Below are 12,911 nucleotides of genomic sequence, written 5' to 3' on the forward strand. Positions count from 1 at the left end.
TCGGCTCTCCGATCCCCAGAACGCAAACACAGCTGAACCCACGAATTTCCCCCCGGCGGGCCCCATACGCCCGCCGCCAGAACAGGTGATGTCATGAACGACCGCTACGAAGCCGCAGGAAACCTGGTCGAGGCCCTGCTGCAACGCGCCTGCGAAATGCCGCGCAAGACTGCCCTGCGATTCATCGCCGAGAACGTCGAACTCCCCATCAGCTTCCGCGAGCTGGACGAGCGCGCCCGCGCCATGGCCGCCTGGATGCTGCGCCATGGCCAGCAGGGCGACCGCGCCGTGCTCCTGCTGCCCAGCGGCCCGGAGTACGTCACCGCCTTCTTCGCCTGCCTCTACGCGGGCATCATCGCCGTGCCGGCCTACCCGCCGGAGTCCGTGCGCCCGCAGCACCTGGCGCGGCTGCGTTCGATCCTCGATGACGCACAGCCCAGCCTGGTGCTCACCGACTCCACGCTGATCGAGGCTCTGCGCCCGGCCTGCGCGCGCGACAATGGCGAGAGTCCCCTGCTGCTGGCGGTGGACCAGGCGGACCCGGCGCTGGCGGTGGAGTGGCGGATGCCCGAGCTGGCCGATGACGACATCGCCTTCCTGCAATACACCTCCGGCTCCACCTCGACGCCCAAGGGCGTGCGGGTCAGCCACGGCAACCTGGTCGCCAACGAACGGCTGATCCGCCATGGCTTCGGCATCGGTGACGACGACGTGATCGTCAGCTGGCTGCCGCTGTTCCATGACATGGGCCTGATCGGCGGCCTGCTGCAGCCGATCTACAGCGGCATCGAATGCGTGCTGATGTCGCCGCGCTACTTCCTCGAGCGCCCGCGCCGCTGGCTGGAAGCCATCGCGCGCTTCGGCGGCACGGTCAGCGGCGGGCCGGACTTCGCCTACCGCCTGTGCTGCGAGCGGGTCAACGAGGCCGCCCTGGAAGGCCTCGACCTGAGCCGATGGCGCGTGGCCTTCTCCGGCTCCGAGCCGATCCGCCCGGACACCCTGGAACGCTTCGCCGCCTGGTTCGCCCCGGCGCGCTTCGACGCCTCGTCCTTCTATGCCTGCTACGGCCTCGCCGAGGCGACCCTGTTCGTCACCGGCGGCGTGCGCGGCCAGGGCATCGGCCAGCTGGAAGTGGACCTCCAGGCCCTGGGCGACAACGTCGCCCGTCCGGGGCGGGGCACGTCGCTGATCAACTGCGGCGGCGCCCAGCCCGACCATGAGGTCCAGCTGGTCGACCCGCTCAGCGGTGACATCCTCGGCCCGGACCGCGTCGGCGAAATCTGGAGCAGCGGCCCCAGCGTCGCCCGCGGCTACTGGCGCAACCCCGAAGCCAGCGCGCGCACCTTCGTCGAGCGCGACGGCCGCACCTGGCTGCGCACCGGCGACCTGGGCTTCCTGCACAACGACGACCTGTTCGTCACCGGGCGCCTCAAGGACATGCTCATCGTCCGTGGCCAGAACCTCTACCCGCAGGACATCGAACGCTGCGTCGAGGACGAGGTGGACCTGGTGCGCAAGGGTCGCGTCTGCGCCTTCGCCATCGAGCACCAGGGCCGCGAGGGCATCGGCATTGCCGCCGAAGTCGGGCGCAGCGTGCGCAAGCTGATCTCCGCCGAGGCGCTGGCCAGGGCCATCGCCGCCGCCGTGGCGGAAACCTTCCAGGAAGCGCCGCTGGTGGTGGCGCTGCTGGAGCCGGGCGCGCTGCCCAAGACCTCCAGCGGCAAGCTGCAACGCTCGGCCTGCCGCACCCAGCTGCTCGACGGCAGCCTGCAGGCCTATGCCATCCAGCGTGCCGGCGAGCCGATCAGCGAGGGTGCCAGCGCCAAACAGGCCGCCGCGCTGTCCGCCGAGGAGCAGGCTATTGCCGCGCTGTGGAGCGAAGTGCTGGAACTGCCGGCGATCCGCCGCGACGACAACTTCTTCGCCCTGGGTGGCAACTCCATCAAGGCCACCCAACTGATGGCGCGGCTGCGTGAGCGCCTCGGCCGCGCCGTGGAATTGCGCGTGCTGTTCGAAGCGCCGGAACTGGGCGCCTTCGCCGCCGCCCTGGCCGCGCTGCCGACCACTCAAGCCGAGTCTGTGCCGCAAGTCCCGCGTGCCGGCCTGCTGCCGCTGTCGCCGGCCCAGCGCCGCCTGTGGTTCCTCTGGAAGCTGGAGCCGCACAGCGCCGTCTACCACATCGCCGGGCGCATGAACCTGCGCGGCGAACTGCGCCGTCCGGCGGTGGAGCAGGCCTTCGCCGTGCTGCTCGGCCGCCATGAAACCCTGCGCAGCCGCTTCATCGAACAGGCCGACGGCGAGGTGTCGCTGCGCCTGTCCGACGACACGCACGTGGAGCTGAGCGAGAGCGACTTCAGCGCCCTGGGCAGCGCCCGCCGCGATGCCGCTGCCCAGGAGGACGCCAACGCCTTCGCCGCGCAGCCCTTCGACCTGGCCAAGGGCCCGCTGCTGCGCCTGCGTCTGCAGAACCTCGGCGGCGGCCGCCAGGCGCTGCTGCTCTGCGTGCACCACATCATCGCCGACGGCTGGTCGCTGAACCTGCTGCTGGAGGAATTCGCCGAGTGCTACCGCGCCATCGTCGAACAGCGCCAGCCGGTGCTGCCGGCGCTGCCGCGCCAGTACCTCGACCTCGCCGCCGCCCAGCAGAGCACGCTGGAAGCGGGCGAGGGCGCGCGCCTGCTGGACTGGTGGAGCGAACGCCTGGGCACCTCCCATGCGCCGCTGGAACTGCCCTTCGCAACGGGCGAGAAAGGCCAGAGCGCGGAGCTGATCGAGCGCGAGGTGGACGCCGAACTGACCGGCAAGCTGCGCAACCTCGCACAGGCCCACGGCGCGACCCTGCCGATGCTCCTGCTCGGCGCCTACAACCTGCTGCTGCAGCGCTACAGCGGCCAGCACGACCTGCGCATCGGCCTGACCCATGCCGGCCGCGAGCAGCTCGACAGCGAACGCCTGGTCGGCTTCTTCGTCAACCTGCTGGTGCTGCGCAGCGAGCTGCCCGAAGGCGCCAGCCTGCGCGGCGTGCTCCGCCAGCTGCGCGACGACCTGCTGCAAGCCCAGGCGCACCAGGGCCTGCCGTTCGAGCAACTGGTGCAGGCGCTGCAACCCGAGCGCGGCCATGGCCGCCATCCGCTGTGCCAGGTCGCTTTCGATCACCAGTGGCAGCCGCGCGCCGGCAATAGCCTGCCGGGCGTCAACGTGGAAGCGCTGGAGCAGCTCGACCTGGAAACCCCCTTCGACCTGGTGCTGCGCGTCCGCGAGGGCGAGCAGAGCCTGCGCCTGAGCTTCTGCTATGCCCGCGAACGCTACGCCGCCGCCGGCATGCAGCGCCTGGTCGGGCACTTCCTCGACCTGCTGCGCGCCTTGCCGCAACTGAATGCCGACGCCGTGCTGGACGCCCTCGACTGGCTGCCCGCCAGCGACTGGCGCATCGCCGTGGCGGGGGAGGCGCCGGCCTTCGAGGCGCTGAGCGAAACCATCGCGGCCCAGGCGCGCCGGCACCCCGCCAAGGTCGCCTTGATCGACGGGCAGCGCGAAGTGAATTTCGCCGAGCTGGAGGATCGTTCCAACCGCCTGGCGCAACGCCTGATCCAGCGCGGCATCGGCGCTGAACGCCGGGTCGCCGTGGCCCTGCCGCGCGGGGTGGACGTCCCGCTGGCGCTGCTGGCCGTGATGAAGGCCGGCGGCGCCTACCTGCCGCTGGATGTCGACTACCCCGAGGAGCGCCTGGCCTGGCTGATGCAGGATGCCGGCGTCGACCTGCTGCTGACCAACGCCGCGCTGGCCGAGCGCCTGCCGCTGCCCGAGGGCGTCGAGCGCCTGGTGCTGGAAGAAGCCGACCTCGGCAACGCCCTGGCCGTGCGTCCGCTGCTGCGCATCCAGGCGCAGAACCTCGCCTACCTGATCTACACCTCCGGCTCCACCGGCCAGCCCAAGGGCGTCGCCGTCGCCCACGGCGAGATCGCCGCGCACTGCCGCGCCATCGGCCAGCGCTACGCGATGAGCGAGGCCGACCGCGAGCTGATCTTCATGTCCTTCGCCTTCGACGGCGCCCACGAGCGCTGGCTCACCGCGCTGTCCCACGGCGGCAGCCTGCTGATCCGCAATGACGCGCTGTGGACCGCCGAGCAGACCCTGGAACAGTTGCGCCGCCACGCGGTGACGGTCGCGGCCTTCCCGCCGGCCTACCTGCAACAGCTGGCTGAGCAGGCGCTGATTACCGGTCACGCGCCTAGCATGCGCATCTACTGCTTCGGCGGCGACGCGGTGCCCGAGGCGGCCTACCAACTGGCGCACCAGGCGCTCAAGCCGCAGCACCTGATCAACGGCTACGGCCCCACCGAAACCGTGGTCACCCCGCTGCTGTGGAAGGCTGACGCGCACACCCCCTGCGGCGCCGCCTACGCGCCCATCGGCGAGGTGGTGGGCGAGCGCAGCCTGTACATCCTCGACGACCGCCTGCAGCCGCTGCCGCGCGGTGTGGCCGGCGAGCTGTACATCGGCGGCCACGGCCTGGCCCGCGGCTACCACCAGCGCGCCGGCATGACCGCCGAACGCTTCGTTGCCGATCCCTTCTGTTTATACGGCCAGGCGGGCCGACTGTACCGCAGCGGCGACCGCGTGCGCTGGCGCGAAGACGGTGCGCTGGACTACCTCGGCCGCGTCGACCAGCAGGTGAAGATCCGTGGTTTCCGCATCGAGCCGGGCGAGATCGAAGCCCGCCTGCGCGCGCTGCCCGGCGTGCGCGAAGCGGCGGTGATCGCCCGCGACAGTGAACGCGGCAAGTACCTGCTGGGCTATGTCTGTGGCGACAGCCTCGCCGAGGACGTGCTGAAAGCCGCCCTGCGCGCGCAATTGCCGGACTACATGGTGCCGTCGCGCCTGCTGGTGCTCGAGCGAATGCCCCTCAACGCCAACGGCAAGATCGACCGAAAGGCGCTGCCCGAACCGCAGGAGGCCGCCCGCGCCAGCGAAGCCCCGCGCGACGGCCTGGAAAGCCGCGTCGCCGCCGTCTGGTCGGAAGTACTCGGCGTGCCCGCCGTGGGCCGCGAGGACGACTTCTTCGAACTGGGCGGCCACTCACTGCTGGCCACGCAGGTCATCTCCCGTCTGCGCCGTGACCTGGGTTGCGACGTGCCGCTGCGCGACCTGTTCGAAGCCAGCCGCCTGGACGAATTCGCTGCACGGCTGGCGGCTCTTGCGCCCGGCGCTCGTCCGGCCCTGCGCGCCGTGGCCCGCGACGGCGACCTGCCGCTGTCCGCCGCCCAGAGCCGCCTGTGGTTCTTCTGGCAGATGGAACCGGCCAGCGCGGCCTACAACGTGCCGGGAGCCCTGCGCCTGCGCGGCCCGCTGGACGAGGCCGCACTGCGGCGTGCCTTCGACGCCCTGGTCGCGCGCCATGAAACCCTGCGCACCACCTTCGACGAGGTGGATGGCCGGGCCTTCCAGCGCATCCAGCCGGCGCTGGCCCTGGATCTCGTGCGCATCGATCTGTCCGCTGAAAAAGATGCCGAAGCCGCCGCGCGCCACCTGGCGGAGGCAGAAGCGCAGCGGCCCTTCGACCTGCGCAACGGCCCGCTGCTGCGCCTGACCCTCCTCAAGCTGGCCGATGCCGACCACGTGTTGCTGCTGACGATGCACCACATCGTTTCCGATGGCTGGTCGATCCGCGTGCTGGTGGAGGAGTTCAGCCGTCTCTATGGCGCCTTCGCCGCGGGCGCGGACCTGCACCTGCCGGCGTTGCCGGTGCAGTACGCCGACTACGCCCAGTGGCAGCGCGAGCTGCTGGCGGGCGAGGAGGGCCAGCGTCAGCTGAGCTGGTGGATCGAGCAGTTGGGCGGCGCCGATGCCGAGCGGGAATGGCCGGTGCTGGAGCTGGCCACCGACCGCCCGCGACCGGCCGTGCAGAGCTACCGTGGCGGCAGCCTCGGCTTCAGCCTGGATGCCGGTCTTGGCAGCCGCCTCAAGCAGCTGGCCCGCGAGCAGGACGTCACCCTGTTCATGCTGCTGCTCGGCGCCTACGCCGTGCTGATGCAGCGCTGCAGCGGCCAACGCCACCTGCGCATCGCGGTGCCCATCGCCAACCGCCAGCAGCTGGAGACCGAAGGGCTGATCGGCTTTTTCGTCAACACCCAGGTCATGCCGTTCGCCCTGCGTGATGACGAGCCCTTCGCCGCGCTGCTGGCCCGTCTCAAGCCGCTGGCCCTCGGCGCCCAGGCGCACCAGGACCTGCCGTTCGAGCAATTGGTGGACGCCCTGCAACCCGAGCGCAGCCTGGCCTACAACCCGCTGGTGCAGGTGAAGTTCAATTTCGGCTTCGACGTCAGCTGCCTGCCCGATGCCGGTGCGCTGAAGCTGGAGCTGTTCAGCGAGGAACAATACGGCGCGCGCTTCGATCTCGCCCTGGACATGGCCGAGGCGCTGGACACCGACGGCCAGCCGGGCGACGAGCTGCGCGGCAGCTTCGTCTATGCCCGCGACCTGTTCGACGAGGACAGCGTCGCCGCCATCGCCGGCCAGTTCGACGCGCTGCTGCGCCAACTGTGCGCCGAACCGCAGCGCGCCCTCGGTGAGCTGCCGCGGCCGGTGGCGTCGCGCCGTCGTGGCGAAGCGCGGCAGTGGCCGCAGCAGGACGTGCTCGGTCTGTTCGCCGCCCAGGTCGCCGCGCAGCCGGATGCCATCGCCGTGCAGGACGATGGCGTCCGCTACACCTACGCGGAGCTGGACCAGCGCGCCAACCGCCTGGCCAATGCCCTGATCGCCAGCGGCGTGGAGCAGGGCGAGTGCGTCGCCATTTGCCAGGAGCGCAGCGCGCAGTGGGTGCTCCTGCTGCTGGGCGTGCTCAGGGCCGGCGCCACCTATGTACCGCTGGACCCGGCGCAACCGGCTGAACGCCTGCGCCAGTTGCTCGCCGACAACGGCATCCGCCGCGTGCTGGTGAGCGATGCGGCGCTGCTGGGCGGGTTCGGCGACGCCGCCCTGCTGATCCCCGCCGGTGGCCCGCAGCAGGGCGCCGAGGCGGCGCCCGCGCGGCGCATCGACCCGCAGCAGGCCGCCTACGTGATCTTCACGTCCGGTTCGACGGGCCAGCCCAAGGGCGTGCGCGTCAGCCACGCCGCGTTGGCCAACTACGTGCAAGCCGTGCTCGAACGCCTGCAACTGGACCGGGGCCGCGCCCGCGGCCTGGGCCTGGCGATGGTCTCCTCGGTGGCCGCCGACCTCGGCCACACCACGCTGTTCGGCGCCTTGTGCGGCGGCGGCCGCCTGCACCTGGCGGATGCCCAGGCGGTGGCCGACGCCGAGCGCTTTGCCGCGTTCATGCAGGAGGTGGACGTACTGAAGATCGTCCCCAGCCATCTCGCCGGCCTGCTCGCCGCCGCGCCCAACGCCGCTGCGGTGCTGCCGCGACGCCTGCTGGTGCTGGGCGGCGAAGCCTGCGACCGCGCGCTGCTGCAGCCCATCCGCGAACTCGCTCCCTCGCTGCGCATCGTCAACCACTACGGCCCCAGCGAATCCACGGTCGGCGTGCTCACTCACGAATGGTCGCTGCCGGACGATCTGCCCGCGGCCAGCCTGCCCATTGGCACGCCGCTGGCCAACACCAGCCTGCGCGTGCTCGACGAGAACCGCCGCGACCTGCTGCCCGGCGTGCCCGGCGAGCTGTACCTCGGCGGCGCCGGCCTGGCGCTGGGCTATCTCGGCCTGCCGCAGATGACCGCCGAGCGCTTTGTGGAAATCGACGGCGAGCGCCTGTACCGCAGCGGCGACCGCGTGCGCCTGAACCGTCGCGGCGAGGTGGATTTCCTCGGGCGGGTGGACGACCAGGTGAAGATCCGTGGCTACCGCGTCGAGCCGGGTGAACTGGCCCAGGCGCTCAAGCGCCTGCCCGGCGTGCGCGACGCCGTGGCCCTAGCCGAGCGTGACAACGACGGCCCGATCAAGCTGCTGGCCTGGGTCGTGGCCGAAGGGCAGGGCGTAGACAGCCTGCGCGACGTCCTGGCGGAACGCGTGCCGGACTACCTGCTGCCAGCCCAGCTGACGCTGCTGGAGCGCCTGCCGCTGAACGCCAACGGCAAGGTCGACCGCAAGGCCCTGCCACGCGCCGAAGCGGTCGCCAGGAGCGTCGACAGCGCGCCGCTCTCCGAGCTGGAACAGCGCATCGCCGACATCTGGCAGGCAGTGCTGAAGGTCGAGCGCGTCGGCGCGCAGGACAACTTCTTCGAGCTGGGCGGCGACTCCATCCTCAGCCTGCAGATCATCGCGCGCATTCGTAAACTCGGGTACAAGCTCAGCCCGAAACAGCTGTTCGAGCGGCAGAGCGTCCGCCAACTGGCGCAGTGGCTGGAAAGCCGCGCCCCGGCGGCACCGGCTGCGCCCGCGCCAGTGACCGCGGTCAGCGGTGAGGTGGCCCTGTCGCCGGTGCAGGCGCGCTTCTTCGAGCGCGTGCCGGGCGCCCAGCGTCACCACTGGAACCAGGCGTTGCTGCTGCAGCCGCGCGAAGCACTGGACGGTGACCTCCTGGCCCGCGCGCTGCACTGGCTGCTCGGCCAGCACGACGCGCTGCGCCTGCGCTTCGACGGCAGCCGCCAGCGCTACGCCGAGCCGGGCCCACTCGACATGACCCTCCTGTGGCGCCGCCGCGCGGCGGACGCCCGCACCCTGGAGCGCCTGTGCGACGACGCCCAGGCCAGCCTGGACATCGCCAACGGCCCGCTGCTGCGTGCCATGCACGTCAGCCTGGCCGATGGCGGTGAGCGCCTGCTGCTGGTCATCCACCACCTGGCGGTGGACGGCGTGTCCTGGCGCATCCTGCTGGAAGACATGCAGTACGCCTACCGCGAGCTGCGCGCCGGCCGCATGCCTGCCGCTCTGCCGCGCAGCGACAGCTACCAGGCCTGGAGCGCCCGCCAGCAGGCGGCGGCCAACAGTGCCGAGGCGGCCGCCGAGCTGGACTACTGGCAGACCCAGCTGCGCGATGCGCCGCGCCTGACGCGCGCACGCAGCGACGCCCCGGCCACCTGGAAGGACGCCGCCAGCGCGCGCTTCAGCCTCGACGCCGAAACCACCCGCCAACTGCTCGGCCCGGCGCTGAAGGCGCAGCGCGTGCAGATCAACGACCTGCTGCTGACCGCGCTGGCCCGCGCCCTGTGCGCCTGGACCGGCGAAGGCTCCGCGCTGGTGGAGATGGAAGGCCACGGCCGCGAGGCCTTCGATGGCGAAGCCGCGTTGGACCTGAGCCGCTCCGTGGGCTGGTTCACCGCGCTCTATCCGGTGCGCCTGCACGCCGGCGGCGAGCCGGGTGACGACCTGCGCGCCACCCGCGAGCACCTGCGCAACCTGCCGCGCGCCGGCATCGGCTACGGCCAGCTGCGCTACCTCAGCCCGCACGCCGCCAGCCTGCGCGACCTGCCGGCGCCCCAGGTGACCTTCAACTACCTCGGCCAGCTCGACCAGGCCTTCGCCGACGCCGACTTCCTGCCGGCCTTCGAAGGCGTGGGCCGTAGCCAGCCGCTGAACGCCGCGCTGGGCAACGCGCTGGTCTACGCCGGCCGTGTGCTCGGCGGCGAGCTGAGCCTGGAGGTCACCTACAGCCGCGCCATGTTCGAGGCGGCCGACATCGACGAACTGCAAGCGCTGCTGCGTGGCGAGCTGCAAGCGCTGGTCGCCTGGTGCCTGCACACCCCGCGCAAGCTGGAAGCGGCCGAACTGCCGCTGCTCGGCCTGGACCAGCAACAGCTCGACGCGCTGCCGTTGCCGGCTGGCGTGGAAGACCTCTATCCGCTGTCGCCGATGCAGCAGGGCATGCTGTTCCACGCCCTCGACGTGCCGGGCTCCGCGCTCTACGTCAACCAGCTGCGGGTCGACCTGGATGGCCTCGACGCGGCGCGTTTGCTCGACGCCTGGCGCGCGGTCATCGCCCGCCACGCCAACCTGCGCACCGGCTTCCTCGCCAGCGCCGACGCCGCGCCGCTGCAATTCGTCCTGCGCGAGGTGCAGCTGCCGGTGCAATCCTTCGACTGGCGCGGCCAGCCGGTGAGCGAGGCGCAGCTCGACGACCTTGCCGACGCGCAACGCCAGCTCGGCTTCGACCTGGCCCAGCCACCGCTGCAACGCCTGGCGCTGGTGCGCCTGGGGGAGCGCCGCTACCACCTGGTCTGGACCTGCCACCATCTGCTGCTGGACGGCTGGAGCAGCGCACGGCTGATCGGCGAAGTGCTCGCTCTCTACCGTGGCGCCGACCTGCCGGCGCCGGCGGCGCAGTACGGCGACTACATCGCCTGGCTGCACGCCCAGGACGGCACGGCGGGCGAGCGCTTCTGGCGCGAACGCCTGAAGAGCTTCGAGGAGCCGACCCTGCTGGCTACCGCCTGCCACGCCGGGTACCGCGAAGAGCCCCTGCGCGAGTTGCACAGCCGCCTGGACAGCACGCCGCTGCAACGCTTCGCCCAGGCCCAGCGCGTCACCCTCAACACGCTGGTGCAGGGTGCGTGGGCGCTGCTGCTGCAACGCTACTGCGGACAGCGCAGCGTCACCTTCGGCGCCACCGTGGCCGGGCGCCCGGCCACGTTGCCGGGAGCGGAAGAGAGCCTCGGCCTGTTCATCAACACGCTGCCGATCCTGCAAGCGCCCGATGATGCCCAGCGCGTCGGCGACTGGCTGCGCGAGCTGCAGGCGTTCAACCTGGACGTGCGCGAGTTCGAGCACACGCCGCTGTACGACATCCAGCGCTGGGCCGGCCGCGGCGGGCAGGCGCTGTTCGACAGCCTGATCGTGTTCGAGAACTTCCCCATGGACGCCGCGCTGTCGTCGCCCGGCGAGGGCGATCTGCGCATCCTCGGCCACCGTCCGGTGGATGGCACCAACTACGCCCTGGCCCTGGTGGCCAGCGCCGGCGAGCAGTTGGACGTGCGCTACACCTACCGCGCCGACCGCTTCAGCGCGAGCCAGGTCGAGCAGTTGCGCGGCCACTTCGAGCGCTTGCTGCTGGCCCTGGTGGAGGATGCAGAGCGTCCGCTGGGCCGCGTCAGCCAACTGGCCAACGCCGAGCGCAGCGCACTGCTGCAACGCGGCAACGATACCGCGGCGGCATTCCCGGCGGACGTGCAGCTGCAGGAACTGATCGAGCGCCAGGTGGCGGCAACCCCGCAGGCGCTGGCCGTGCAGTTCGGCGAGCAGCGCCTGAGCTACGCCCAGCTCAATGCCCGTGCCAACCAGCTGGCGCACTGGCTGCGCGGCCAGGGCGTCGGCCCGGACGTGCTGGTCGGCGTGGCCGCCGAGCGCTCGGTGGAGCTGGTGGTGGCCCTGCTGGGCATCGTCAAGGCCGGCGGCGCCTATGTGCCGATGGACCCGGACTACCCGCAGGAGCGCTTGCAACACATGCTCGCCGACAGCGGCGTGGGCCTGCTGCTGACCCAGCAGCACCTGCTGCAGCGCCTGCCGGCGAGCAATGCTGCGACGATCTGCATAGACAGGGGCCTGGACAGCCAGTGGAGCGAAATCGCCAAGGCGTCCGAGGACAACCCCGCCATCCTCGGCAGCCCGCAGAACCTGGCCTATCTGATCTACACCTCCGGCTCCACCGGCAAGCCCAAGGGTGCCGGCAACACCCACCGCGCGCTGGTCAACCGCCTGCACTGGATGCAGAAGGCCTACGCGCTGGATGCCCGCGACCGCGTGCTGCAGAAGACCCCGTTCAGCTTCGACGTGTCGGTGTGGGAGTTCTTCTGGGCGCTGCTGACCGGCGCCGCCCTGGTGGTCGCCGCGCCCGGTGCGCACCGCGACCCCGCGGCGCTGCGCCAGGTAATCGAGGCGGGGCAGGTCACCACGCTGCACTTCGTGCCCTCGATGCTGCAGGCCTTCGTGGCGTCCGCCGAGCTGGAGCGCTGCCCGTCGCTGCGGCAGGTGATGTGCTCCGGCGAAGCGCTGCCCTATGCGCTGCAGCAGCAGTTCCGCCAACGCAGCAGTGCGAAGCTGCACAACCTCTACGGCCCGACCGAGGCGGCGATCGACGTCAGCTTCTGGGCCTGCGAGGAGGACAACGCGCGGCAGGTGGTGCCCATCGGCCGGCCCATCGACAACCTGCGCCTGGTGCTGCTGGACGAGCGCCTGGAGCCGGTGCCGCAGGGCGTGGCCGGCGAGCTGTACATCGGCGGCATGGGCCTGGCGCGCGGTTACCACGCACGCCCCGGGCTGACCGCCGAGCGTTTCGTCGCTGACCCCTTCGGCAGCGGTGATCGCCTGTACCGCACCGGCGACCTGGCGCGCCAGCGCGACGACGGTGCCATCGAATACCTCGGCCGTCTCGACCACCAGGTGAAGATTCGCGGCCTGCGCATCGAGCTGGGCGAGATCGAAGCGCGCCTGCAGGCTCACCCGCAGGTCAGCGAAGCGGTGGTGGTGGCCAGGGACGGCGTGCTGCTGGCCTACGTGGTCGCCAGTGCCGAACCCGAAATCCTGCGCCAGGCGCTGCAAGGCGAGCTGCCGGACTACATGGTGCCGTCGCGGATCATCACCCTCGATGCCATGCCGCTGTCGCCCAACGGCAAGCTGGATCGCAAGGCCCTGCCGGACCCGCAGCTGGGCGACAGCCTGCGCGAATACGTGGCGCCGCGCAGCGACCTGGAAGTCGAACTGGCCGGCATCTGGCAGCACGTGCTGCAGGTGGAGCGCGTCGGCCTGCACGACGACTTCTTCGAACTGGGCGGGCATTCGCTGCTGCTCACCCAGGTCGGCCTGACCCTGCGCCAGCGCCTGGGCCTGGAGTTGCCGCTGCACCGCCTGTTCGAGCTGAGCAACATCGCTGCGCTGGCTGCCTGGATCGAAACTGAGCGCGCAGGCACTGCCAGCGCGGAAGAGGAACTGAACCTGATGGATGAGCTGCTCGGCGAGCTGGAGAATCTGTGATGAGTGGG

General features: G+C 71.2%; 1 protein-coding gene. It reads left to right on the plus strand.

Annotated elements, in window-relative coordinates; genetic code table 11:
• The first annotated feature begins 93 nt into the window (after nt 1-93).
• Nucleotides 94-12,903, plus strand: coding sequence for a non-ribosomal peptide synthase/polyketide synthase (locus tag ACNFIA_RS10020; RefSeq protein ID WP_416784506.1), 12,810 nt, complete (start codon nt 94-96; stop codon nt 12,901-12,903).
• The last annotated feature ends 8 nt before the right edge of the window (nt 12,904-12,911 follow it).

It is taken from the genome of Pseudomonas sp. NY15437 (genome assembly GCF_048068435.1).
GTDB classification, from domain to species: Bacteria; Pseudomonadota; Gammaproteobacteria; order Pseudomonadales; family Pseudomonadaceae; genus Pseudomonas; species Pseudomonas nitroreducens_B.

Bases quoted from the DNA above. Each gene is read 5' to 3' on its own strand.
- ACNFIA_RS10020 (WP_416784506.1), top strand. From the start codon at position 94: ATGAACGACCGCTACGAAGCCGCAGGAAACCTGGTCGAGGCCCTGCTG.